Below are 25,085 nucleotides of genomic sequence, written 5' to 3'. Positions count from 1 at the left end.
TTGATTCGTTGTTGATGGGCGACTTGCTTAGTTACAGCAATCGCCAGAGACGACAACGCCCGCATCACGCGGGCGTTGTCGATTCAGCGCAGAGCGATCAACGATCGCTCTTGAGGTATTGCAGGAACGGGTCGTTCTTGTCCAGCACCACCACACCGTTGCCGTCGGTCATGGAGCCGCGATAGGCCTCCAGGCTGCGATAGAACGCGTAGAACGACGGATCCTTGGAGCCGGCCTGGCCATAGATGCGGGCGGCATCGGCATCGCCTTCGCCGCGCAGCTTCTGCGCATCGCGCTCGGCGTCGGCCACGATCACGGTGGACTCGCGGTCGGCCTGGGCGCGGATGGTCAGGGCCTGTTCCTCGCCTTCGGCGCGCAGCTTGCTGGCTTCCTGCTTGCGCTGGGCGCGCATGCGCTCGTAGACGTCGGTGATCACCTGGCTGTCGGTCGGCAGGTCGATCTGCTTGATGCGCAGGTCGGTGATCTGCATGCCCAGGCCCTTGATCGCGCCGTTGATGCCCTTGAGCTGGTTGGCGATCAACTCGCTGCGGTCGCCGGAAACCAGCTGCTGCAGGGTGCGCGAGTTGATCTGGTTGCGCAGCGAGTCGGTGATGATCGGGGCCAGGCGCGAATTGGCGACCGACTCCTCACCACCGGTGGCGCGATAGAACGCCCGCACATCGGAGATGTAGCCGATGGCGAAGAAGTCCACGCTGACGTCTTTCTGCTCGGCGGTGAAGTAGCGCGCCGGGGCGGTGTCCAGCACCTGGAAGCGGCGATCGAACACGCGCACCGATTCCACCACCGGGATCTTGAAGTGCAGGCCGGGCTTGAGGTCGGCTCGCACCACACGGCCCAGGTTGAGCACCATGGCGGTCTGGTCCTCGCGGACCACGAACACCGAGCCCATCAGGGTCAGCAACACGGCGACGATCAGGCCGATGACTAGCGAATTCTTCATTATTCGGTTCCCTCACGGCCGGTCGGGCGCGGGCCGCGCTCCGGATTGCGGATGCCCTCGCTGCCGCCAGTGGTTTGCGGCGGATTCAACAGCACATCCTGCGGCACCATCGACGGCATGCTGCCGTTGCCCGCAGTGCCGCTGTTGCTGGCGGACTTGCTGGCGTCGGCCGGCAGCGGCACATAGATGACCTGGCGGCCATCGCTGCCGATCACCTTGCGGTTCTCCGACAGCACCTTCTGCACGGTTTCCAGCCACAGGCGCTTGCGCGTGACCTCGGGAGCGTTGGCGTACTGCTCCTGCAACAGCGTGAAGCGATCGGCGTCGCCCTCGGCCTTGGAGATCACCGCCTGCTTGTAGCCTTCGGCGCCGGTCCGGGTGCGCGCACCCTGGCCGCGTGCCTCGGGCACCACCTTGGCGGCGTAGGCCTGGGCTTCGTTGATCAGGCGCTCGCGCACCTGCTGGGCGCCGTTGACCTCGTCGAAGGCCGGCTTCACTTCTTCCGGCGGACGCGCGTCCGGCAGGGTCACACCGGTAACGGACAGACCCGTGTTGTAGGCATCCAGTGCCGCCTGCAGGCGGTCCTTGGAGGCGATGGCCAGCGGGCCGCGATTGTTGAGCACGGTATTGAGGTCGGAACGACCCACCTGCTCACGCACGGCGCTTTGCGCGGCCTGCTCCAGCACCAGGTCGGCATTGCGCGAACCGAACAGGTACTTGCGCGGGTCGCTGATCTGGTACTGCACGTTGAGCGAGACGTTGACGATATTCTCGTCGCGGGTCAGCACCGGCACCTGGTTGCTGAAGGTCTTGATCTCGGTGGCGTTGACCTTGCGCACCGACTCGACCGGCCAGGGCAGCTTGAAGTTCGGGCCGGGCTGCAGGATGCGCGAGAACTGGCCGAAACGCAGCACCACGCCACGCTGCTGCTCGCCGATGAGCTGGAAGCTGGAGAACAGCACCATCAGCACCACCGCGACCAGAATCCAGCGCCCCACGCCGCCATCGAACAGCTCCTTCAACGGGGCGGGCAGATTGCCCCAGCCACCACCGTTGCCACCACCGCGCGGGCCCCAGGACCTGCGACGGTTGGGGTCCGGGCCGTCTCCGCCCTTGTTGCCGGGTGTGTTCCAGGCCATGCACGCTCCATGATCGAGGGGCTGTGCGGGCCAGTCCCGCAGTGCCGCCGTGTTGTGTGATTCGATGATTCTACTAGATGGGGCAGACCGACCGTTTTGAAAGGCCCCGATTGGCGCATCCCGGTTTAGCCGCTGGGGTGGATCGGGCGGGGGAAATCGGGCGATGGCAGGGCATGGACCGGTCGGGGCACGTGTCGACGCGATCCTGGGGGCGGGAAAGGCGCGCATGTGCTGACCTTGGCGTTCGGAGTCAGGCAAGGCCGGAGGGTGAACGGCCTTCGATGCGCGTTGCTGCCGGTGGCCGCGTGATGCGCGCGGGCGCGCAGCGCCAGCCAGTCTACCGATTCCACGCTGCGCGAAGCTGGATCAAGCAGGCCTTCGTCGATCGCGCCAGCCGCGGTCAGCGCCGGCTTGTCGCACTGCGGAGCGAAACCACGCCCCGGTCGCACCTCGTCGGCGCGCTTAGACGGTCGGCGGTTCGTCTTTCTGGTTGAACACGCGCTCCATCACTTCCAGCAACTCGTCTTCGGAGAACGGCTTGGTGATGTAGGCGCGTGCGCCCTGGCGCATGCCCCACATGCGATCGGTGTCCTGGTCCTTGGTGGTCACCAGGATCACCGGGATGTGCTGGGTGGTCGGCTCGCGCTTGAGCGTGCGCGTGGCCTGGAAGCCGTTGAGGTTGGGCATCACCACATCCATCAGCACCAGGTCCGGCAGCGAGGACTTGGCCGCTTCCACGCCGGCGGCACCATCGGTTGCGGTGATGGTTTCGTGCCCCAGCTTCTCGACGATGCGCTGAATCCCCAGCAGCTGCGACGGCGAGTCGTCGACGATCAGAATGCGTGCCATGTGTTTCCCCTAGTATGCGCGGCGAGTGTAGTGCGCCGGCCGCGCTTTCGGTAGCTGGGCCAGGCGGTGCGCCCGGCGATGCTGTTGCGAGGTGTTGATCTGGTGACACGTTGCTGTTGTGCTGTGCAACGCGTACTACGTTGCACAGGGGCAACTGGATTCAACAACGTTGCAGAAGGCCGTTCGCCACCGCATCGCGTGCATGCTGCCCTGCCCTCAATCTCTCACCACAGGAGAGGCAATTGCTCCCTTCTCCCATCGGGAGAAGGTGGCACCTAGCGCCTGATGAGGGGACGGCGGCGATTCAACCGCGCAGATCGACGTTCACTGGCGCACCACCTGCCTGCCGAACCCTCACCCATTCCCAGCTCGACCCACGCGGCCTACACCGATTCGCCGAACGCCTTGGCCAGGTTGCGGTAGGCCTTCTTCTGCGCATCGTCGGTGGGGGCCGGGGCCAGGATTTCCAGCTCCACGATCTGGTCGCCCGGCGTGGTGCCCGGTAGGCCGCGGCCGCGCAGGCGCAGCTTGCGCCCGGCGTCCGAGTCGGCCGGCACCTTCAACTCCACCGACCCGCCCAGGGTCGGCACGCTGATGGTGGTGCCCAGTGCCGCCTGCCAGGGCATGACCTGCAGGGTGTACAGGATGTTGCGCCCGTCCACCTCGAACTGCGGGTGCGCGGCGTATTCGATCTCCAGCAGCAGGTTGCCGCCGCCGTTGCCCTGCCCGCTCAGGCGGATCACCTGGCCAGGCTGCACGCCCTTGGGCACGCGCACATCCAGCTGCTTGCCGTTGATGGTGATGCGCACGCTGTCGCCCGCATACACCGCTTCCAACGGCACCGCCAGCTTGGCGCGGGTGTCGCCGCGCGCCTGCGGACCCGCGCCTGCACCAGGGCCGGCGCCCGGACCACGCGGACGGCCGCCGCGCTGGCCGGCGAACAGGCTTTCGAAGAAATCGCTGAAGCCGCCACCGGCGCCGCCGTTGCCGAACACTTCCTCGTAGTCGTAGCCCTGCCCACCGCCGTAGCTGGGCGGGGCCTGGAACTCGTCGCCCGGGCGGAAGCCCTGCGCCTTGAGCTGGTCGTAGGCCTTGCGCTTGGCCGGGTCGCGCAGCGCCTCGTAGGCTTCGTTGATCGCCTTGAACTTGTCTTCGGCGCCGGCCTCCTTGCTGACGTCGGGGTGGTACTTGCGCGCCAGCCGGCGGTAGGCGGTCTTGATCTCCGCATCGCCCGCGCTGGGCTCCACGCCCAGCGTTGCGTAGTAATCCTTGAATTCCATCTAATCACCTCTGAAAAAAACGGCCCGCAGCCGAGGCCGCGAGCCAGTCATATCGCAGCCGGGCGGGCAACCGCACCTATTCTACGGTGCGGTTGCCGCCGGGAAGCGAAGCATGCCGCTCCGCTCCAGGTTTTGCTGCCTTACTGCACCGTATTGCCGGCCGGGTCCTGGCCGTTACCGACCTGGATGCGGCGCGGGGTGGCCGCCGGGCGCTTGGGGATGCGGATTTCCAGCACACCGTTGTGCCCGGTCGCGGTGATGCCGTCGGGGTCGGCACTGTCGGGCAGCGCGAAGCGGCGGTGGAAGCTGCCGTAGCGGCGCTCGATGCGCGAGAAGCGCTCGGTCTCGGTGCTGGACTCGCCCTTGCGCTCGCCCTTGATCGACAGGATGCCCTTGTCCATCTGCACCTCGATCTGACCGGGGTCGATGCCCGGCAGGTCGGCGTACAGCACGAAATGGTTGGCCTCTTCCTTGATGTCCACGCGCGGCACCCACTGCGCGGTCACCACCGCCGATTCGTCGGTGTCGCCGTTCTGCTCGAAGAAACGGTCGAACACGTGCTTGATCTCGTTTTGCAGCGCATGGGTGGGCCACTGGGGATAACGAACGATGTTCATTGCGAGCCTCCAAAAGGTTGGGTGAGGGGCCGGCTGCCGCGGCGTGCGCCGTTGCGCCGGCCATGTGCGTCAGATAGGCGTGCCGCTGCGGATTTCAAGCGCGTTGACGCGCTTTTCCCTCGCCCCTTTCTAGACTTCGTTCAGCCGCAGGAGCCCAGCCCCATGACCATCCACGTTGGTGACCGCATTCCCGAAGTCGTGCTCAAGCGCCTGCGCGAGGGCATCGAGGCGGTGGACACCCACAGCCTGTTCGCCGGCCGCAAGGTGCTGCTGTTCGCGGTGCCGGGCGCCTTTACCCCGACCTGCTCGGCCAAGCACCTGCCGGGCTATGTGGAGCACTTCGACGCATTCCGCAAACGCGGCATTGAGGTGCTGTGCACCGCGGTCAACGACCCGTTCGTGATGCAGGCCTGGGGCCGCAGCCAGCTGATCCCCGACGGCCTGCACCTGCTGCCCGACGGCAACGCCGAACTGGCCCGCGCACTGGGCCTGGAGATCGACGCCAGCGGCTCGGGCATGGGCCTGCGCTCGCGCCGCTACGCGCTGTATGCCGACGACGCCGTGGTCAAGGCCTTGTTCGTCGAAGAACCCGGCGAATTCAAGGTGTCCGCCGCCGATTACGTACTGCAGCACCTGCCCGATTGATGCATTGATTCCCCCCAACCACTCAGAAGGAAACCGGCCAGCCATGTCTAACCAGCCAGCCAAGCAACTCCCTGACGGCATCACCGATACCGCCACCTTGCGCAGCCGCGCACGCCAGAGCATCGAAGACGGTGCCATCACCGAGAGCTACCACGCCGACCGCGAGGCGGTGATCGAGCTGCTCAACACCGCACTGGCCACCGAATACGTGTGCACCCTGCGGTATTACCGCCACTATTTCATGGCCAAGGGCATGCTTGCCGACGCGGTCAAGGGCGAGTTCCTGGAGCATGCGCAGCAGGAACAGGCGCACGCACACCGGCTCGCCGAGCGCATCGTGCAGCTGGGCGGCGAACCGGACCTCAATCCGGACACGCTGACCAAGCGCTCGCATGCCGAATACAAGGAAGGCAGCGACCTGCGCGACATGGTCAAGGAAAACCTGATCGCCGAGCGCATCGCCATCGACAGCTACCGCGAGATGATCGATTTCATCGGCGACAAGGACACCACCACCAAGCGCATCCTGGAAGACATCCTGGCCCAGGAAGAAGAGCACGCCGACGAGTTCGCCGACCTGCTGGAAGGCTGGATCGGCGAGTGAGCCGAGCGATTGCAATGCAGCGATGCGTTGCGAGCGATGATCGGTATCGACATCCACAGTGACGTTGAAAGTTGAAACCGACTCGATGATTTAAGCAAACAGGGCGCCTCGAGCGCCCTGTCTGTTTTCTATGCCGCAGGATGGTGCGTGGTTGCCTGCTGCCGTAGGAGCGCACCCGGGCGCAGCACGTGCTAGTCAGCGCAATACGCGAAAGCGCAGCTGCGTCCAGGCACCGTCGCTGGCCATTGCGGTGAGCGTATGCGTGCCGACCTCGGCGAATTCGCGCTGAAATCCCTGGCGTCCGTTGGTCTGTGCGATCCAGCGGCCGTCCAGCAACCAGTCGATGCGCGCGTCGCTGCCCAGTGCACGCAGTTGCAGGCGCACCGGACGCGAGGTGGCGTTGGCACGCGCCAGCGTGGCGCGATCGCTCAGCCCGTCGATACGCAGCACGCCGCCCCCGGTCATGCGCCCATCGGGCAGACAGTCCGCCGCAAGTGGCGGCAGTTGCGCAGCATTGCGCTCGGCGGCGCTGAGCCACGGCGAGACCAATGCCGGCCAGCGCGCCACTGCATGCGGCACGCGTTCATGCGCCTGGCTGCACTCCTGCGACAGCCGCTGGCCGCTGCGCGCATCCACGTCGAAATGCAGCTGCCCGCTTTGCCATAGCCGTGCGTCGCGCTCGGCAAAGGTGGGCGGCACTGCGCCATCGAGCACGTAGGCGTCGGCGCGGCGTGCGCATTGCGCCGGTGGTGTCTGATCGGCCGCGCCGCCGAGCGGCCAGCAGATGTCCAGCGCCTGCACGGTGGCCGGCATCGGCACCGGCGCGCTATCGCCGGCACTGCGCGGCAAGGCATCGATGACTTCGAACATCAGCGGCAGCGCGGTGACGGCGCCGTACTGGCCCGGCAGCGGCGTACCGTCCGGACGCCCCACCCACACCCCGACCGTGTAGCGACGCGTGCCGCCGATCGCCCAGGCATCGCGGTAGCCATAGCTGGTGCCGGTCTTCCAGGCCACGCCTGGGCGCGTGGCGGTGTCGAAGGTACCGCTGCCATACCCGGGGCGCGGATTGCTTTGCAGGATCTCGCGCACGATCCAGGCCGCACCCGGCGACATCAGCCGGCGCTCGATGCGCGGATCGTCCGGCGTATAGCGCACGCGCCCGGCGATACCGCCACGATTGAGCGCCGCAAATGTACCGACCAGTTCCTGCAATTGCGCGCCTGTGCCACCCAGGATCAACGCCAGATTGGGCACGCTGCCGTGCGCAAAGCGCAGCTCGATCCCGGCATTGGACAGCCGCGCAGCAAACCGCGCCGGGCCGATCCGGTCGAGCAGGTCCACCGCCGGCACGTTCAGCGACAACCGCAACGCCGTCGCCGCGCTCACCGGCCCATTGAAGGCCGCATCGAAATTGCCGGGCCGATAACTGCCAAAACTCTGCGGCGCATCCACCAACAGGCTTTCGGAGTGGATCAACCCATCGTCCAACGCCATGCCGTACAGGAACGGCTTGAGTGTGGAACCGGGCGAGCGCCAGGCCTGCACCATGTCCACATGCCCCAGCCGCTTGCGATCGCCAAAGCTGGCCGAGCCCACGTATGCGCGCGCTTCCATGGTGGCGTTGTCCACCACCAGCAATGCCGCGGAGGTGCGCTCGGGCAGCTGCGAAAAGTATGTCGTGACGCGTTCTTCCAGGGTGCGCTGTAGCTCCACATCCAGCGTGGTCACGATGCGTGCCGCGCGCGGTTGCGCGCTATGCAGCCTCTGCGCGAGCAGCGCCGCATGCAATGGCGGTTTGAGCGAGCGCGTCACCACCGGCTCGATCCGCGCATCGTCCACCTGCGCGCGCGACCACACGCCCAGCTCCACCATGCGATCGAGCACCTTGTCGCGCGCGCGTTGCGCGGCTTCGGGATGGCGATCCGGGCGCAGGCGGCTGGGCGATTGCGGCAACACCGCCAGCAACGCAGCCTCGGCCTGCGACAAGGCCTTGGCTGGCTTGCCCAGGTACGCCCAGCTGGCCGCTTCCACGCCTTCGATGGTGCCGCCATAGGGCGCGCGCTCCAGATACAGCGTCAGAATCTCGCGCTTGCTCAGGTGCGCTTCCAGCTGCAGCGCGCGCAGCAGCTGCTTGGCCTTGCCCCACGGCGTGCGCGTATGCGGGTCCAGGATGCGCGCCACCTGCATGGTCAAGGTCGAACCGCCGGAGACGATGTGCCCCTGCCCGATCCACTGCCCGCCGGCACGCAACAGGCCCCACGGGTTGACTCCGGGATGGCGCCAGAACCAGCGGTCCTCGTAATTGAGCAGCGCCTGCAGATACAGCGGCGACACACTCTGCGGGCTGGCCGGATAACGCCACACCCCGTTGCGGTCGGCGAACGCGCGCAGCGGCGTGCCATCGCGTGCCACCACCAGCGTGGAGGTGTCCCGTGATTTGGGTAGTGGCAGTGGGAAGGCCAGGTCCAGCAGCAACATCGCAGACAATAGTGCCACGGCGCTCCAGCGTAGCCCCGTCAACCAGCGCCGGCCACGCCGAGCAACACCCTCCTTGCCAGCGACGCGTTCCTGCGTCTGGTCGATCCTTGCCTGCGCGTGCTGCTGCTCATCCATCCTGCCAAGGATGCAGGGCAAAACGCATTTCGGCCACCATCGCGCGCGGCAAGCTGTGGCGTTGAGCGATCAACGTGACTGTACGCTCCTGCTTGCGCGACGACAGGTGCGCTAGCCCACCACGTCCGCGTGCGGCGAGCGACGCGGCCTTACGAACAGCCGCAGCAACCCCATCGCCAGAAATACCGCAGACAGGCGTAACGCAATGCCGAGCCCGCCGCTGGCGGCCGAATCGGAGACCGCAAAGACCGTCCAGGCCGCGTTGAGCGAGACATGCAACACCCAGCCGCTCCAGATCGTGTAGCCATCCTGCGCGTCCACGATGGCAAACAGCAGCGCACCGATGCCAGTAATGGCGAAGATCAACAACGCCTCGCCACCTCCACCGCCGGCCCCGAGCCAATGCACACCGCCAAACACAACCGCCTGCACCAGCGCGGCGATTGCCGGACGCCAGGCCAGCGCACGGCAGGCAAAGACGAAGCCGAAACCACGAAACACGATTTCTTCCGCTAGCGGAAACAGCAGCGCCAACCAGAGCAGGCCAAGCAGATCGTCGGTGCCGACCGAGCTGGACTGCGTCCACAGCCCCAGCCAACACGGCAGTGTGGCAAGCAACGTCAGCGCCGGGCCGCGCAAGCCGTTCCAACGCAACCCCAGACGTGCCGCGAGCTCGCCTGGCATGCCAGGACGCAGCAACGCCGCTGCGACGAGCACGAGCACTACGCTGAGCAGATTGTCGAGAATCCCACCGCCGTAAGGCACCGGAATTTTCGGGATTGGAAAACCAAGGGCCTTGGCCACATCACGCACCTGCAGCGCGACCAGCAGCACCAACAACCAGACAACATGCGGCGTGAGTCGGCGCAGGGATGTATCGAGCGGCATGCAGACGTCCTTGCGTGCAAACGAACGCTGACTATAACGGCAACACCACCGACGCAGTTCTACGGATCACATTGCGCGGCGACATCCGCTCCAGTCGCAGGCCAACTGCATGCGGTGATGCAACGCGACACTCACCGCTGCTCCAGCGACGCGCGATAGCGCAGCAAGGCTTCCGGCGCATCGGTCTGGATGATCGACACGCCTTCGCGGTACAGGCGGCCCCACACCTTGTCAGGATCGCGCTCGGCATCGGCGTCGCCGCCGTAGCCGGCGATGAAGCCTTCCCACAGCGAGTTGACCATCAGCCGCACCTTGTGTGCCTTGCTCACTGCAACCAACGCCGGCAATTGCGCTGCCGACATCTTGGGCAGCTCGAACGCGACCGGATGCGCGTTGCGTGTCTGCGCAGTGGCGATCGCGGCCAGGTCGGCAGTGCCATGGGCGTTGATCAGGATCGGGAAGAAATACACCTTGTCGAACGGCAGCATCGCCGCCAGGGGCGGCGTAGCGATGCCGGCTTCGGCCTTGACGATCACCTGGTGCTGCATGCCGGCACGGGCAACCGCATCGACCACCTGCACGTAGATCGCATCCTTGACGTCCAGGTTGAGCAGGATATGGCCCTTGGACCTGGCCAGCATCTGCTCGAGCGTTACCACGCGTTGGTCGGTCAGCGGCGCCTGCGCGCCACCTTCGTCGCTGCGCAGCCGCAATTTTTGCAGGTCGGCCAAGGTCAGCTCGGACAGCTTGCCGGTGCCGTCGGTGGTGCGGTCCACGGTGGCGTCGTGCAGCATCACCAGGGTGCCGTCGGCAGCGCGGCGCACATCGGTCTCCATCACGTCGGCACCGATGGCGATGCAGCGCTCCAGCGCGGCCAGCGAGTTCTCCGGTGCGCTGTCCTTGAACCCATGTTCCGGTGCCGGTGCATGGCAACCGCGATGGGCCACCACCACGATGCCGCCGTCAGGATTGGTCAGCCGGGCCTGGATTGCGGCCACGCCGGTGGGCGCCGCGCTCGCATGGGTGGCCAGTGCCGCGCACAGCATGGCCGCGACGGTGGCGGCAGTACGTAAGGTCATCGAACAACTCCGCTTGAAGGGATTTACAGAACTATTGCGTGTCGGTCAGGTAGGCGCGGCGGGCACTCAGCATGGCGCCTGCCAAGTGCACATCTTGATTTCCACGCACTGCACGCACCGACCTGGGCTCTGCTCGCCATGCCAGCTTCGCCGCGCCTAGAACGTCGGCGTAAAGCGCAAGCCGAACCAATACGTCGTGGGTACCGAATAACTGTCCTTGAGCAGGTTCTGCCCGGGGCCGGTCACGCTGGTGATGCGGCTGTGGGTGAGGTTGCTGACCTGGCCGATCAGGCTGAGCTGTTTGCTGATCGCATAGGTCGCGGTGAAATCCAGCTGCGAACGCGGCGACCAATACAGGTCCTGCCAGTCGATATTGCTGACGATGGCACGCAAGGCCTTGCCCTGGCGATTGTAGGCCGCGCGCAGCTCCAGCCCGCCGGTGTTGTAGAACAGCGTGGCGTTGGCGGTGTAGTCGGGCTGTCCGACCAGATTGTCGAGCTTGCGCTCGCGCTGGCTCACATTGCTGCCGCTGCCAACGCTGTAGGGCACATCCAGGCTGCCATCGAGCACCGCAAAATTCGCGCTGAAACCAACCCCACTCAGCCACGGCGCGATCGGCGCCAGGGTGTTGACGATGCCGTTGAACTCCACTCCGCGGATGCGCGCCTTGGCGGCATTGGCCGGCGTGCTGATCAACGCGTTGGCGTAGGTGGTGCCGTCGAACGTGAAGCTGTCGGTGCGCGAAAGCGTAAAGATCTCGTCCTGGATGCGCTTGTCGAACACGGCCGTGGACGCAAACGCATCGAAATCGCCAGGCAGGCGCCATTCCAGCGACAGATCCAGGTTATTGGACACGCGCGGCTTGATGTCCGGGTTGCCGATGGTGACGGTGACGCCTTGCGCATTCGGGTTGCCGGCATCGGCCGTGTTGACGAAGCCAATCGAGGTGCGCGCCGCATACGCATCGTATGGCGGGCGGCCGAGCGTACGGCTTGCGCCGGCGCGCAGGTCCAGTGCATCGGTCAGGTGGTAAGTCATGATGGCCGAGGGCAGCAGATAGTGGTAATCGGCGCTGGTCGGGTTATCGACATACACATAGCGGTTGGTCGCGGCATCCAGCTGCCGCTGGCGGCCGACCGTTTCGAGCCTGGTGCTGTCGAAATGCAGGCCGCCCTGCACATTGAAACGCTCGCTGCGGTAGCTGACCAGGCCATAGCTGCCGAAGGTCTTTTCGGTATGGGTGAAGTTGTCCTGATTGCTGAAGGCCTGCTGGTCGGTGCTGTTGAACGCGCTCAGCGGCGTTGCAGCCAGCGCACGATTGGCCTTGTCAGGATCGATGGTGATCAGGTTCAGACCGGCGTAGCGCATCGGCGCCCGGCCGGTGCCCGCCACATCGGCTAGGCCGAATGCCGGCGCACTGGTATTAGGCTGATACTCGACGCGATAGATGTCGTAGGACGGCTTGTCGGTGGTGTACGACATGCCTGCGGCAAAGCCGATGCCCTGATCGCTCTCGCCCTGGTTGAAACCGTAATCCAGCCGGCCGGTGAGGATGCGATCGGCCGCGGTGCGTTTGTAGTCCGGGCGCCAGTACGACAGGCTGTAATTGCCCAGATCGTTGTAGGCCTGCGGCGACACCCCGAAGCGCTGATCGAAGCCGGAGGTGTCGTAGTTGAATGCGTAGTTGGGCGTGGCATTGATGGTCACACCGCTGCCGGTCTGACCCACCGGTACCGGTGCGGCGCGGGTGATGCCGGTGGCGTACTTGATCATGCGGATCGGCTCGTCGTAGGTCGCATCCGACCACGCGCCGCGCGCGGAAAACTGTTGCCGATCGGTGGGCCGCCAGATCGTGCCCAGCTGCGCGACCTTGGTGCGCGTGGTGACGATCTGGTTCGAGTACCCCACCTCGATGTCGCCGCCGGGATAGCTGCCGGAGGTGGCGGTCTGATTGAACACCTGGCCACGGTTGCGCGGATCGATGAGGACCTCGTTGCGCTCCATGTTGTCCTTGAAATAGTAGTAACCGGCCGTTGCATAGGCTTCGAGCGCGGCACTGGGATGCACTTCGAACTTGCCGGTGACGCCATAGCGGTCGCGCTGGTTCTGCACGTACCAGTACTTGTCCTGCTGCGGCACCGCCCAGCCATTGCCGAGGTTGGCGCCGGTCTGCAGCACGCCGTTGTTGTCGTAGAACCCGTAATGCACCGTGTCGGTGGTCATATGGGTTTCGGTGTAGCTGCTCAGCGTCTGGTAGTTGGCCGACAGGGTGACCCCGTACTCCTGCTCGCTGCCGAAAGTACGGCTGCCGGTGGCGTTCAAGCGATAGCCGGGGTCGTCCTGATCGCGCGGCTTGCCGACATCGTTGGCATGGCCCAGCGCGGCTTCGGCACTGAAAAAAGGCTTGCCGCCGTTTTCGAAGGCGCTGCGCGTCTTGAGGTTGATGGCCCCGCCCGTTGCGTTGGGGTCCAGATCGGGCGTGAAGGTCTTGACCACCTGCAACTCGCTGACCATCGATGCCGGCAGCAGGTCCAGACGCACGCCTCGGGTGATCGAGCCGAGCGTGCCGTTGGGCGTGCCGGGCGAGGCAATGGTCAGCCCATCGATGGTGACGTTGTTATAGGACGGACCCAGGCCGCGCAAGACCGGTGTAGCCGCCTCGTCGCGCGGATGCTCGTTGTCGGTGGCCGGCAATACCGACAGACCGGGCACGCGGCGCAGCGCTTCGACGATGGTGCTGTCGGGCAAGGCGCGCACATCGGTGGCGCTGATCACATCGGTGATATTGGTTGCCGCGCGCTTGCTTTCCACCGCGGCGGCATTGGCACGGCGCACGCCGGTGACCTGCATAGCGTCGAGGGTCTGCACGCCGGTTTTGGTGGTGGGCGATGCGTCGCTAGTGGATGCCTCGCCTTGTGCCGATGCAGGCGACGTGGACGATGCAGGGGATGCAGGGGATGCAGGGGATGCAGGGGATGCAGGGTCTATGGAATCAGCGGATGCATCTGCTGGCAATGAAGAACGTTGCCTTGCAGTCGCAACTTCAGCATCGGGCGTGGTTGTCTCGTCATTATGAGCTGTAGGTGTAGCTGCGTTCGCTGATGCGCCCGCGGTCGCGGTCATGGCCGCAGCAGACATTTGAGCGGAGGCATCGGCTGCAATAGCTGCCCACTCGTGGGCGCATGCCTGCGGAGCTGGCGAACACGCCGCAATGGCAACGGCGAGAACGGACAAGTGCAAACGGTACGAATCGGAGCGCTGCATGGAATCCCGAGATCGCGCAGCAAGGACGCCGCGCCTATAAGAAAGCACGCCAACGTAGCCACTAAAAATGACCCTTGCGTGTCGCTGGCATCGCATCGAAAAGACAGTGCGCAGCGATGTCGTCGTAAGCGAAGAAGCGGTTGTGCTGGCGTAGGAGCGCGCTTGCGCGCGATGAAGCTTTCCCGGTGATGCCCAATCGCGCGCAAGCGCGCTCCTACGGCAGCCAGATTGCACCCCAGAATGGATAATCGCCGACCCGCTCGACCAGTCCGGCGCGTAGCGGGTTGGCGATCAGGTAACGAGCCACGATGCGCAGATCGTCGTCCTTGCGCAGGCCGCGGTCGTGGTAGGCCCGCGCCCAGACCACGGCGGGCATCCTGCGTTGCTGGTTGACCGCACGCGTGCTTGCTGCCTTCATGCATGACACCGTCCGCGCGAGCGGAGTGACATCGCCTAACTGCACCAGCCAGTGGACATGGTCCGGCATCAGCACCCAGGCAAGTAACTTGGCATCTTCTGGCAGCGCGGCGATGAACGCGCGGCATGCTGACGCGGCCAGCTGAAAATCGTCGAACACACGTCGCCGCTGCCAGGTTGTAACGGTGAGGAGATAGCAGCAACTGCCAGCGAGCGCCGGCCACGACGAAGCGCGCGATGTCCTGCGGAAATAGAGTTGATCATCGATGCATGCTGGTCCGCCCATGCAAGCGCTTGCATCGGAATCGGATGCTTGCTTCGGTGAGAAAATTCCTGAACGTAGGAGCGCGCTTGCGCGCGATGGGGGCGTTACCGGAAAAGCCCCATCGCGCGCGCGCGCGCTCCTACCTTGTTGTCCTACGGCTGCACCACCGTCATCGTCGCTGGTGTGCTGCGCCCCACGCCGCGCAGCTCGGGGCGATACATGTCTTCCACCAACGATGGCGGCACCGTGTAGGTGCCCGGGGTGACTGCGCGCACCAGGTAATACAGCTGCGCCTTGCTGCCCGAGGACAGCGCTAGCGCGGCCACATAGCGGTCGTCGCGGAACTCTTCGTGCTTGACGTCGGCGGCGCTGGAACGCTCGCTGATGCCGATGCCGTCCACCACCACGTCAGCCCATTGCTTGGCATCGCCGAGATTGAAGTTCTCGATCTCCAAGCCGGCCGGCAACAGGTCGGTCAGCAGCGCGTCCGGCATGTCGCTGTTGGCGGTGATGGTGACGCGCACGATCAGCGCTTCGCCTTCCTTCAATGCACGTGGGGTCCACGGTTTGCCGTCGGTGGTGTACCAGCTGCGCTCCACGCTGAGGTTGCGCGTGTCCGGCTCCGGTGCGCTGCGCGGGATGCCGGCCACTTCCAGGCTGGCGTACATCGGTGCCTCGCCCTGCGGTGCGAACTGCACGCCGCGCGCCAGGGCGGCGCTGTCGAAACTGCGCCCGAACAGACGTGCCGGCGCAATCTCCTGCGCCTCGCCGCCAACAGTCAAGGTGCCGGACACTTGCTTGCCCTGCCCGACCATCAAGGCCTTGCCCAAGCGCGCCAGCGCCACCTGCTCCTGCGTGCTCAGCCACAGCCAGCCGGTGGCGCGGCGTGCATCCAGCGCGCGGCCCAATGCCACTGCGCGGGTGTCGTACTCGGGCTTGGACAAGCCACGCTCGTGCAGCAGCGCCATCATCAAGGCATCGTCGCGGATCGCGCTGCCGTAATCGGCGAAGTACGGCGGACGCTCGCTGCTGTCCTTGGCAAAACCCGCCTTGATCGCCGCCTGCCCACGCTTGGTGTCGCCCTGCAGCGACAATGCCGCGCCCAGATGCACCAGCGACAAGCCGGTCAGCGCCTTGTCGCGCTGGTTGTCGTACAGCGCGCGCAGCGTGCCCAGCGGGGCGCGGTTGACGCGTGCCAGCACATAGCCGGACCAGGCCTGGTTGGCGAACTTCAGGCTATCGCGGCGGTCCTGCCCGTAGAACTCGTTGCCACCGGACAGCAGGTCCTCGCTGAGCCGATTGAGCGCCTTCTGCAGCACGTTGTCGGGCACCGCAAAACCGGCGTCCTTGGCGTCGAGCAGGAACTCGGCGATATACGGGGTCAGGCCCGGATTGACGTAACCGTCGTCGCCCCACATCGAAAAATGCCCGCTGGCGATCTGCATCGAGGCCAGGCGACCGAATGCGCCTTCCATGCGCTCGCGGCGCTTGGCCGCCTCAAGCCCCTTGGTGCCCAGCGCCCTGGCGGTGGCATCGTCGAGCAAGAGCGCGGCGTAACCCTTGCTGGTGGTCTGCTCGGCGCAGCCATACGGATAGTCCAATGCACCCTGCAGGGCGCTGGCGAAGGGAATCGGCGGCAGCGGGCTGACCACCATCCGCGCGGTCACCGAGCCGGCCATCAAGCCATCGGCAAAGCCGCTGTCCAGGGTGATCGGCGCCAGCGGATCGAGCACGCGCGTCTGCGCACGCAACACCTGCGGCCAGCCGGCACGCACCGGCAGGTCGTAGCTGCGGTCGGCCTTGAAGCCGTTGCCGTCCACACGCACGCGCACCTTGGCCACGCTATAGCCTTCGGTGGCGCTCAGCGGGAAGCTCAGCGTCTGCTTGGCATCCACACCGAGCTTGACGCTGCGCGCCGCCTCGGCGATGGCCAGCGGGCCGATCCCGTCCACGCGCACATTGAACTCGCCCGGCTTGCCGGTGAAGTTCTGCACATCTAGCGTCACCGTGCTGCGGTCGCCCGGTGCCATCACGCGCGGCATGCTGGCCTCGGCCAGGATCGGGGCACGCACCACGGTTTCCACCGCGTGGTTGCCGAACCGCGTATCCGAATACACCAACGCCGACACCCGCAGCGTGCCGTTGAAATCCGGCACTGGCAGTTGCACGCGCGCATTGCCCTTGGCATCGAGCTTCACCGAGCCGGAGAACAGGTCCACGGTCTGCACGCGCGCGGTCGGGCGCTTGGCCTGCGGCAAGGCTTCCAGCGCCATGTCGCCGCCGAACTTGAGCTTGCCGCTGGCGCCTTCGAAGCTCTCGATCACGCGGCCATAGATGTCGTAGGCATCAGTACCCAGACGACGCTGCGCGAAGAACTGCGCGTTGGCATCGGGCACCGGGAAGCGGGTGATGTTGAGGATGCCCACGTCCACCGCCGAGATAGTCACGTGCGCCGCCTTGCCGGCCAGCTCCGGCACGCTCACCGTCACCGGCAACGCCTGCTCGGGGCGCATCTGCTTGGGCGCGGCCAGGCCCACCGCCACGCGTCGCGCCTTGCGGTCCATCGGCACATACGCCACGCCCACCGCACGCGCCGGGGTGATCTTGCTCGGCGCACTGCCGCCGCGGAACACCAACGCGGTGATGTAGACATCGTGGCGTTCCCACGCGTCGGTCACCGGAATTTCGAAGCTGCTGCCCGGCTTGACGTCGATGTCCTGCACGTACAGCAGCTTGTCGCTTTCCACCAGCAGCACGCCCTTGCCGGCATGCGGCGGGGTCAGCGTGACGGTGAGCGTGTCGCCGGCGCGATAGGCGGTCTTGTCCAAGGCCAGCTTGACCTTGTCCGGGCGCGCGTCCAGGCCGCGGTTTTCGTCGTTCCAGCTCCAGCCGGCGCGGAACGGGTAGCGCGTGGTCAGCCCGGTGGCCGGGTCGAACACGTCCAGGCGGTACTCGCCCCACTCCACCGGGACCTCGAGCTTGGCGTTGCCGCCGGCAATGTCGAGCGTGCGCGTGTCCTTGTTCTCGAAGCGGCGGGTGAAGTCGTAATCCCAGTGGTCGTCGGTGTAGTTCCAGTGGTAGTCGCGCAGCTCGCGCACCAGCGTGGCCTTCAGGCCCTTGGCCGGTTGCGGCTTGCCATCGGCATCCACGCGGGTGATTTCGAAGCGCGCGGTGCCGTTGGCGTCGGTGCCCTCCTTGTCATCGAACAGGGGGCGCACGCCGACCAGCGCCTTGGCCGGCCACAGCACGCGCTTGACGCTGCGGGTGACGGTGCGCCCGCCGGTCTCGTACACGCTGCCCGAGACCACCGCCGCAATCGTGCTGACCGGCTTGGCTTCGGCAGGCAGCGCGATGTCTTCGCGCAATACGCCATCGCTGCCGAACTCGGTGTCGATCACGTCCTTGGCTTCGCGCGGCAGCTCCAGCGTGGGGTCGCCGAAGAACCAGCCCGGCAACGACTCGAGCGGATGCTGCTCGACGCTGACCGCAAGCTTGGCGGTGAAGCGGTTGCCGTCGGCCGGCGCGCCATACAGGTACGCGGCATTGGCGACCAGCGTGAACGGCTGGCCGGCGCTCAGGGTCTTTTGGGTGCTGTCCAGATCCAGCTTCATGCGCTCGGGCAGGAACTCTTCTACGCGCACGGTCATGCCCTGCACGGCGTCCTTGCTGGCCGGATCGGTGCGGAATTCCACCTGCCAGCGGCCGGTCGGCGCATCGGCCGGAATCTGCTGGCTGAACTCGAAATAGCCCTGCTCACCCGGCTGCAGCTTGGTCTCGCGGAAGGTCTTGCCGTCCGGCTGCTTGAGGCGCAGAAATACCGGTTGCGGCTTGGTCGGCTTGCCGTCGTTGTCGCGCAGGATCGCCGACACGCGCATGGTCTCGCCGGGGCGATACAGGTCGCGGCCGGCCCAGGCGAACACGTCGAACCAGGCGCTCTCGCGCCCTGCCACTGCGAATTCGCTCAGGTCCAGCGCCGGCTGGTTGAACGGCAGCACCGAGATATCGGTCTTGCTGCGCGCCACCAGCACGTGGCCGGCATCGAGCGTGTAGTTGAGCAGCGCATTGCCGTTGCCGTCGGTGGCGCCCTTGAGGAACAGCTCGCCCTTGGCATCGAGGACGCGCACTTCCACGTTCTTGATCGGCTCGCCGCTTTGCAGCGAGGCGGTGTGCACGAACAGCTTGTCCTTGTAGGCGCGCGTGTGCAGGCCGATGTCGCTGACGGTGAAGAACGCGGTATCGAAGCCATTGTCGAAACTGCCGGCGCGCTTCATCACCGCAAAGTACAGGCCCGGCTCCTGCAGTTCCTTGATGTCCTGCGTGGGCAGGTAGGTCAGCACGCGCTCGTTCTGCTTGCCGCCAAGAATGAAACGATTGACGTAGACCGGGTCGGCCAGCTTGGACAACGGCTGCTTGTCGTTATATTCGCTCTCCAGCTCCCAGCTGCCGCGACGACCACCGCGCTGGAACTGCTGGAAGAACGCCGGCAGCGACTTCTCGCGCACGCGCAGGAACTCCACGTCCACTTCCGGCACGTTGACCGACACCACCGGCAGGCCGCGGCTCTCGCGTGCCGGCAGCACGCTGCCTTGCGAAGCGAACCCGGCCACCGGCTTGAGCGCGCCGGTGTAGACCTTCTGCTTGAGCGGCTTGCCCAGGCGACTGCCATCGGCGGCCAGCAGGTTGGCGTCGACCAGCACGGTGTAGTCCTTGGCCGCTTCCACGTACGGGTAGCGCAGCGTCTTGCCGTCGTCGGACAGGGTCCAGCTGCTGTCGCCTGTGCCGACCTTTTCCTCGAAACGCACCAGCGCATCGAAGTCCTGCGTGCCCACCAACGGCCGCGAGAATTCCAGCGCCAGCGACAGGCCGTCGCTGGTCTGGTCGGGATAGGCGCGCGCCAGCGCAAAACCGGTGATGGCCTGCTTGTCGGCCTTGATCGCCTCGCCGCTGGCGACAGGCAGCTGGCCGCTTTCGTTGCGCTTGCACGCCACCGCGCCGATCGCCACGCCCAGCAAGACCACCCACAGCAACATGCGCCGCGTACCCGACCACGTCATCCCTGATTCCCGGCTATCCATTCGCACTACCCCATGACTGAGGACGCAAGTATAGCGATGCCGTTCACGTCACCGATGGCGGCACGGGGCGACGCAGCGACTTGCCGATGGGCGGCGATGATGCGCCACCGGGCCAGCGCTGCGATGGGACCTGCGCGCCCGACCGGCGGTGAGCGCAGTGGTTTGACGCCGGTCCATGGCAGGTCGCTGAGTTGCGGCTTGGCTGCAGGGCCCTTGCCCGCCCACCATCGCGGGACACGCCGCAAGTACGTCCCTGTAGGCTCTTACGCGACGGTGGGCGGGCAAGGACCAGTCGAGATGGTCGGTGTGCAGGGGCGCACTCAGGGCATGGCGTGCATTGTTCGGAGGATGGTGCGTCCAACAAACGTTCCATCACAAGCAGAGCAACAAGCAGGCGTTCAACAAAGCAGCCGACGCATTTTCTGGTGCGGTGTCCTCGCCGATTGCGGGACCGTGTGGCGGCATGGATGCCGCCACCGAGCCTACAAGGACGTACTTGCGGCGTGTCCCGCGAGCGGTGAGGGCACCGCGCACACGACCAACCAGGCTTTTGACTGCATCCCAAAGTACGGCCAATAAAACCACTGCGCTCGCCACCAAGCGGGCGCTCCCCACATGTTGATAGCCACTCCTAGCGCAACTGCAGCACCGTGCGCATGTACAGGTCGATCAACGCCGGCTTGTCCGCACGCAGGCAGGCCTGCACGTTCGGCGTGCCTGTGCTTTCGCGGGTGTAGCCCTGCGCATCGACGTCCAGATGCAACGGCGTGGTCGGGCACAGGTCGGGGCGCAGCAGCCAGGCCACCGGCACTGCGTCGAACAGGGTCGGCGTGGCGCTGGCCCAGGGTTGGTCGGTATTGCGCCACTGGTAATACAGCTGGGTGAGCGCATCGGTGAGCCCATCGCCGTGCGCAAACAAGGCGATGCGCTCGGGTTCTTCCAGCGTGATCTGGGTGGCGTCCAAGGGCAGCAACACGATCGGCACGCCGGCCGCGAACACCTGCTGCGCCGCCGGCACATCGGCCAGGATGTTGTACTCCGGCGCTGGCGCGCTGGCCGGCCGATAGGCCGACTTGCCGTAGCCAACGCGTACCGAACCGCCCATCGCCACGATGCGCTTGAGCTTGGCAAAGCCGGCCGGGTCGCGCTGCTGCGCCACTGCGGCGTCGGTCATCGGCCCCAATACCAGCAAGGTCACCTTGCCAGGGTGCAGGCGCGCCTGCTGCAGGATCATCGCCGCCGCATCCGGCAGCTTGCCGGGCAACTGTCCCCTGGCGGCCCAGCGCGCCTGGCTGAAGGGGATCGCGCTGGTGGTGCGTGCGCCCACCGCCAACGGAATCTCGCTGCGCCCGGCCTGCTGCAACAGGCGCTGCAGCAACTGCGCACGCAAGCCGGTGTCGCCCCAGGACGATGCGATGCCCAGCACATGCAGCTGCGGGCTACGCAACAGCAGCCCGAGCGCAAACGCATCGTCGATGTCGTCGCCGATATCGGTGGAGACCACCAGCAACTCGGGGGACGTCGACGTCGACGTGGGCCTTGGCGCCGGCTGCGCGGCAGTGGCGGCAGTGGCAGCAGGCGTCTGCGCCCATGCCACTGCCGACGCACACCACAGGCCCAGCATCCACCACATGTTTCGCCATCCACGCTGCATGCATCCACTCCTGCGACCATAAAAAAACCGCCGGCATGTTGGCCGGCGGTTCGATAGTGCTACACCACGACGCCGATCAGAAGTTGGCGCGGAACTGCGCACCGACGATGCGCGGGTCGTTGATGAAGCCGGTGAGGTTGTTGAAGTCGATCGCACCGGTCACGCGGATCTGGTTGGTGCAATTGCGGCAGAACACCGACAACTCGTACGCGCCCGCGCCCCAGTTGTAGCCGATCTTGGCGCCGCCCTCGACCAGCGGCTGGCCGGTGAACTCCTTGGAGTCGTACAGGAAGAAGTTCACTTCGCTGCGGTAGGACCAGTCGGTGTAGAAGAACAGCTCGCCGTCGTTGCCCATCGGGATGCCGTAACGCAGGGTGGCGTTGGCCATCCACTTGGCAGCCTGCGGCAGGTCGTTGCCGTCGATGATGGCGTTGCCGGCCGCATTGAGCGGGTCGGTCACGGTGCAGGTGCGGCACACGCCCACCGACAGGGTCGGGTCGTCGATGCGGGTCCAGTTGTAGGCGCCGCCGGCGGTGACGCGCAGGTTCTGGGTGAGCAGCGCTTCGAAGTCGAACTCGGCGCCGCGCGCCTTGGTCTTGTCGGCGTTGAGCAGGCGCACGTCATTGGAGACGCCGCCCACTGCGGTGAGCTGCTGGTTCTTGACGCGGAAATCGTAGATGTCGAAGCTCAGACGCGCGCGGTTGTCGAACAGGTCGGACTTGATGCCGATCTCGAACGAATCCACCGTCTCCGGCTCGGCCACGGTCAGCGGCGCGGTGCCCGAGGGCACGCCGAAGCTGGCACCGCGGAAGCCGCGTGCGGCACGGGCGTACACGTTGACGCCGTCGTTGATGGCGAAGGTGGCCGCCAGATCGCCGGTGACCTTGGAGTTGTCGGTCTCGCCGCTGGACGGCTCGACCAGCGTGACGCGGTCCAGCGCCAGCACGTCGAAGGTCTTCTTGTCGTAGGTGTAGCGGATGCCGGCGCGCAGGTTCAGGCGATCGGTGGCCGCGTAGTTCAACGAGCCGAATGCCGCCCACGAGGTATTGCGCTGGCGGGTCAGCTGGTAGCTGGCCAGGTCGCCGCCGCTGAAGGTGTTGTAGGTGTAGTTTTCGCCTTCCACATCGTCGTGGAAGTAGTACAGGCCGGCCTGCCAGTTGAGCGGGCCTTCGTATTGCGATTCGGCACGCAGTTCCTGGCTGTACTGGTCCAGGCTCTTGATGCCGCCGGCGGTTTCCACCGGGAACGGAATCACGCCCGGGCCGGACGGCGGTGCGAACACCGCGCCGAAGCCGCCATCGATATCGCCGCGGCTGTAGTACTTGCCGATGCCTTCGTAGGCAGTGATCGAGTGCAGCGCGATGTCGCCCAGGTCCCAGGTCAGATTGGCGCTGCCGCCGTAGGTCTGCAATTCCTGGTTGTTAGCGCCGTCGATGAAGGACTTCTCTTCGTCGAAGCCGTCCACCAGCTGGTTGGTGCCGGGCTGGATGATGTTGGCGCGGAACAGCCGCGCGGTGCCGTCCAGGTGACGCGCATGCGCGTTGAACAAGGCGCTGAAATCGTCGCTGGCCTGGTACAGCAGCTGCAGGCGCACGGCCGAATCGGTATAGCCTTCCAGATCGCGGCCATCGCGGTTTTCCACCCAATCGTCGCGGCGCTGGCCCAGCGTGGACAGACGCGCCGCCCAATGGTCGCCCATGGCGATGCTCAGGCCGCTTTCCAGGGTCATGGTGCCGTAGGTGCCGTAGGACAGGCTGGCGTAGCCGTCATTGGCGCCGATGGCCGGCTTGACCGAGTTGAACTTGACCACGCCGGCCGGCGTGTTGCGGCCGAACAGCGTGCCCTGCGGACCGCGCAGCACTTCCAGGCCTTCCAGATCGAAGATCGGGAAGCCCTTCAGGAATGCATTTTCCTGCACCACGTCGTCATAGATCAGCGACACCGGCTGCGAGGCATAGGTGTTGAAGTCGGTGTTGCCGTAGCCGCGGATGTACACGCGCGGGAACACACGGCCGTTGGACGACTCGATGTTGAGGCTGGGCGCCTTGCCCGCGAGCACGCGGATATCCGAGCCGCTGGTGGAGATGGCATCCAGGAACTCCGGACGCAGCACCGATGCCGAGACCGGCACGTCCTTGGAATCTTCCGAGCGGCGCTCGACCGTGACCTTGACCGCGTCCAGGCGCACGACACCGTCGTCGCCGGGCGCCTGCTGGGCAACGGCATGGAGCGGGAGAAGGGAAGCAACGGCAACGGCGAGCGCGCTGATCTTGAGCGACCGGCTGGCGGACATGGGAAGACTCCGAATTCGGTTGGCGGAGCGGCCTGATCTGCATGCCGCGTTGCAACAGAATTAACACGATTTACACAAATTTGGCAGAGCGCGTGCGAAAAAGTTTTCCGAATTCGAAAAGGCGTTCGAATTAATGCAACACGCGCATGCAATTTGTGCGTTGGGGCCTGCCCGGTCTCAGTGGGCGATCAGCCGCCCCCGGCGGCATCGACCGGCACCCGCACCCAGCCTTCCATCAGCACCCGCGCACTGCGGCTCATCAGTGCCTTGGTCACCTGCCACTGCCCGTCCACCAGCTGCGCCTCGGCACCGACGCGCAAGGTCCCGGAGGGATGCCCGAAGCGCACCGCAGAACGCGCCGCGCCGCCCGCCGCCAGATTGACCAGGGTGCCGGGCACCGCGGCTGCAGTGCCGATCGCCACCGCGGCGGTGCCCATCATGGCGTGATGCAACTTGCCCATCGACATCGCGCGCACCAGCAGATCGAGCTCGGCGGCATGCACCGGCCTGCCGCTGGAGGCGGTGTAATCGGCCGGCGGCGCCACGAACGCCACCTTCGGCGTGTGCTGCCGCGTCGCTGCGTCTTCCACCTTCGCAATCAAGCCCATCCGCACCGCGCCGTGCGCACGCAGGGTCTCGAACATCGTCAATGCACGCGGGTCGCCATTGATCGCTTCCTGCAGCTCGGTACCGGTATAGCCCAGGTCGCGCGCGTTGACGAAGATGGTCGGGATGCCGGCATTGATCAGCGTCGCGGCGATCGTGCCCAGACCGGGAATCTCCAGCTGATCGATCAGTTGGCCGGTGGGGAACATCGCACCGCCCTCGCCTTCGGCATCGTCTGCCGGGTCGAGAAATTCCAGCTGCACTTCGGCCGCGGGAAAGGTCACCCCATCCAGTTCGAAGTCGCCGGTTTCCTGCACCTGGCCACCGGTCATCGGCACATGCGCCACGATGGTCTTGCCGATATTGGCCTGCCAGATCCGCACCGTCGCCACGCCATCGCGCGGCACCCGCGCGGCATCGACCAGGCCATTGGCGATCGCAAACGGCCCCACCGCCGCCGACAGGTTGCCGCAGTTGCCGCTCCAGTCCACGAACGCTTTGTCGATGGACACCTGCCCGAACAGGTAGTCCACATCGTGCCCGGCACGCGTGCTGGCCGACACGATCACGCTTTTGCTGGTGCTGGAAGTCGCCCCGCCCATGCCATCAATCTGCTTGCCGTAGGGATCGGGGCTGCCGATCACCCGCAGCAGCAACGCATCGCGCGCAGGCCCGGGCTGCTGCGCGGCAGCGGGCAGATCCTGCAGGCGAAAGAACACGCCCTTGCTGGTGCCGCCACGCATGTAGGTGGCCGGGATGCGGAGTTGGGGGAGATGGGTCATGGGCTTGGTCTATCTCGGTTGATCGTGATCACAGCGAAGACGCACTGACTG

Annotated in this window: 15 protein-coding genes and 1 pseudogene; 2 read left to right on the top strand and 14 right to left on the bottom strand. The window is 65.9% G+C overall.

What is annotated here, in order from left to right; all coding sequences use genetic code 11:
- Positions 1 to 97: 97 nt before the first annotated feature.
- The 5 genes from hflC to ABQY64_RS05870 form a co-directional block, all read right to left on the bottom strand.
- Entirely contained in the window at positions 98 to 961 is an 864-nt protein-coding gene (gene hflC / locus ABQY64_RS05890) for a protease modulator HflC (RefSeq protein WP_016903921.1), read from the bottom strand.
- Positions 961 to 2,100, bottom strand: a complete 1,140-nt coding sequence (gene hflK / locus ABQY64_RS05885) for an FtsH protease activity modulator HflK (protein ID WP_166772513.1) — start codon at positions 2,098 to 2,100, stop codon at positions 961 to 963. The genes hflC and hflK overlap by 1 nt, the downstream gene beginning before the upstream one ends.
- A 462-nt stretch (positions 2,101 to 2,562) precedes the next feature.
- The gene (pilH, locus tag ABQY64_RS05880) at positions 2,563 to 2,949 is read right to left on the bottom strand and encodes a twitching motility response regulator PilH (RefSeq protein ID WP_024938599.1); all 387 of its coding nucleotides are present in this window, start codon (positions 2,947 to 2,949) and stop codon (positions 2,563 to 2,565) included.
- A 383-nt stretch (positions 2,950 to 3,332) separates the two neighbouring features.
- Positions 3,333 to 4,229, bottom strand: a complete 897-nt coding sequence (locus tag ABQY64_RS05875) for a DnaJ C-terminal domain-containing protein (protein ID WP_054590856.1) — start codon at positions 4,227 to 4,229, stop codon at positions 3,333 to 3,335.
- 140 nt (positions 4,230 to 4,369) lie between these two features.
- Positions 4,370 to 4,846: an Hsp20/alpha crystallin family protein gene (locus ABQY64_RS05870; RefSeq protein ID WP_016903925.1), complete on the bottom strand. Its 477-nt coding sequence runs from the start codon at positions 4,844 to 4,846 to the stop codon at positions 4,370 to 4,372.
- 162 nt (positions 4,847 to 5,008) lie between these two features.
- On the opposite strand from ABQY64_RS05870, the gene ABQY64_RS05865 reads away from it, so the two are divergent.
- Entirely contained in the window at positions 5,009 to 5,491 is a 483-nt protein-coding gene (locus ABQY64_RS05865; protein ID WP_016903926.1) for a peroxiredoxin, read from the top strand.
- A 43-nt stretch (positions 5,492 to 5,534) separates the two neighbouring features.
- Positions 5,535 to 6,095 (top strand): bacterioferritin, encoded by a 561-nt coding sequence (locus ABQY64_RS05860; protein WP_024938597.1) that lies wholly within the window; start codon positions 5,535 to 5,537, stop codon positions 6,093 to 6,095.
- A 195-nt stretch (positions 6,096 to 6,290) separates the two neighbouring features.
- Here the strand turns inward: ABQY64_RS05860 and pbpC are convergent, their stop codons facing one another.
- The 9 genes and pseudogenes from pbpC to prpF all read right to left on the bottom strand — a co-directional run bounded on the left by pbpC (position 6,291) and on the right by prpF (position 25,034).
- A complete protein-coding gene (gene pbpC, locus ABQY64_RS05855; protein WP_349779223.1) occupies positions 6,291 to 8,711 on the bottom strand; it encodes a penicillin-binding protein 1C in 2,421 nt (806 codons plus the stop codon).
- A 111-nt stretch (positions 8,712 to 8,822) separates the two neighbouring features.
- Positions 8,823 to 9,599 (bottom strand): type II CAAX prenyl endopeptidase Rce1 family protein, encoded by a 777-nt coding sequence (locus ABQY64_RS05850; RefSeq protein WP_349779224.1) that lies wholly within the window; start codon positions 9,597 to 9,599, stop codon positions 8,823 to 8,825.
- Between the two features lie 131 nt (positions 9,600 to 9,730).
- Complete coding sequence (locus ABQY64_RS05845) at positions 9,731 to 10,678, bottom strand: glycerophosphodiester phosphodiesterase family protein (RefSeq protein WP_349779225.1); 948 nt, start codon at positions 10,676 to 10,678, stop codon at positions 9,731 to 9,733.
- 156 nt (positions 10,679 to 10,834) lie between these two features.
- Positions 10,835 to 13,942, bottom strand: a complete 3,108-nt coding sequence (locus ABQY64_RS05840; RefSeq protein WP_349779226.1) for a TonB-dependent receptor — start codon at positions 13,940 to 13,942, stop codon at positions 10,835 to 10,837.
- A 214-nt stretch (positions 13,943 to 14,156) separates the two neighbouring features.
- Positions 14,157 to 14,623: pseudogene (locus tag ABQY64_RS05835) on the bottom strand (transposase).
- 153 nt (positions 14,624 to 14,776) lie between these two features.
- Entirely contained in the window at positions 14,777 to 19,678 is a 4,902-nt protein-coding gene (locus ABQY64_RS05830) for an alpha-2-macroglobulin (RefSeq protein ID WP_349779227.1), read from the bottom strand.
- A 652-nt stretch (positions 19,679 to 20,330) separates the two neighbouring features.
- Complete coding sequence (locus ABQY64_RS05825; RefSeq protein ID WP_349779261.1) at positions 20,331 to 21,323, bottom strand: nucleoside hydrolase; 993 nt, start codon at positions 21,321 to 21,323, stop codon at positions 20,331 to 20,333.
- Between the two features lie 106 nt (positions 21,324 to 21,429).
- Positions 21,430 to 23,646, bottom strand: coding sequence for a TonB-dependent receptor domain-containing protein (locus tag ABQY64_RS05820; protein ID WP_184353457.1), 2,217 nt, complete (start codon positions 23,644 to 23,646; stop codon positions 21,430 to 21,432).
- A gap of 188 nt (positions 23,647 to 23,834) precedes the next feature.
- Positions 23,835 to 25,034, bottom strand: a complete 1,200-nt coding sequence (gene prpF / locus ABQY64_RS05815) for a 2-methylaconitate cis-trans isomerase PrpF (protein WP_349779228.1) — start codon at positions 25,032 to 25,034, stop codon at positions 23,835 to 23,837.
- Positions 25,035 to 25,085 lie beyond the last annotated feature (51 nt).

It is taken from the genome of Xanthomonas sp. WHRI 7065 (genome assembly GCF_040203115.2).
Taxonomy (GTDB): Bacteria; Pseudomonadota; Gammaproteobacteria; order Xanthomonadales; family Xanthomonadaceae; genus Xanthomonas; species Xanthomonas arboricola.
The sequence above is the reverse complement of the archived record's forward strand: the minus strand, read 5'-3'. Positions and strand labels throughout refer to the sequence as shown.

Bases quoted from the DNA above. Each gene is read 5' to 3' on its own strand.
- hflC (WP_016903921.1), bottom strand. From the start codon at position 961: ATGAAGAATTCGCTAGTCATCGGCCTGATCGTCGCCGTGTTGCTGACC.
- hflK (WP_166772513.1), bottom strand. From the start codon at position 2,100: ATGGCCTGGAACACACCCGGCAACAAGGGCGGAGACGGCCCGGACCCC.
- pilH (WP_024938599.1), bottom strand. From the start codon at position 2,949: ATGGCACGCATTCTGATCGTCGACGACTCGCCGTCGCAGCTGCTGGGG.
- ABQY64_RS05875 (WP_054590856.1), bottom strand. From the start codon at position 4,229: ATGGAATTCAAGGATTACTACGCAACGCTGGGCGTGGAGCCCAGCGCG.
- ABQY64_RS05870 (WP_016903925.1), bottom strand. From the start codon at position 4,846: ATGAACATCGTTCGTTATCCCCAGTGGCCCACCCATGCGCTGCAAAAC.
- ABQY64_RS05865 (WP_016903926.1), top strand. From the start codon at position 5,009: ATGACCATCCACGTTGGTGACCGCATTCCCGAAGTCGTGCTCAAGCGC.
- ABQY64_RS05860 (WP_024938597.1), top strand. From the start codon at position 5,535: ATGTCTAACCAGCCAGCCAAGCAACTCCCTGACGGCATCACCGATACC.
- pbpC (WP_349779223.1), bottom strand. From the start codon at position 8,711: ATGGATGAGCAGCAGCACGCGCAGGCAAGGATCGACCAGACGCAGGAA.
- ABQY64_RS05850 (WP_349779224.1), bottom strand. From the start codon at position 9,599: ATGCCGCTCGATACATCCCTGCGCCGACTCACGCCGCATGTTGTCTGG.
- ABQY64_RS05845 (WP_349779225.1), bottom strand. From the start codon at position 10,678: ATGACCTTACGTACTGCCGCCACCGTCGCGGCCATGCTGTGCGCGGCA.
- ABQY64_RS05840 (WP_349779226.1), bottom strand. From the start codon at position 13,942: ATGCAGCGCTCCGATTCGTACCGTTTGCACTTGTCCGTTCTCGCCGTT.
- ABQY64_RS05830 (WP_349779227.1), bottom strand. From the start codon at position 19,678: ATGACGTGGTCGGGTACGCGGCGCATGTTGCTGTGGGTGGTCTTGCTG.
- ABQY64_RS05825 (WP_349779261.1), bottom strand. From the start codon at position 21,323: ATGCTGGGCCTGTGGTGTGCGTCGGCAGTGGCATGGGCGCAGACGCCT.
- ABQY64_RS05820 (WP_184353457.1), bottom strand. From the start codon at position 23,646: ATGTCCGCCAGCCGGTCGCTCAAGATCAGCGCGCTCGCCGTTGCCGTT.
- prpF (WP_349779228.1), bottom strand. From the start codon at position 25,034: ATGACCCATCTCCCCCAACTCCGCATCCCGGCCACCTACATGCGTGGC.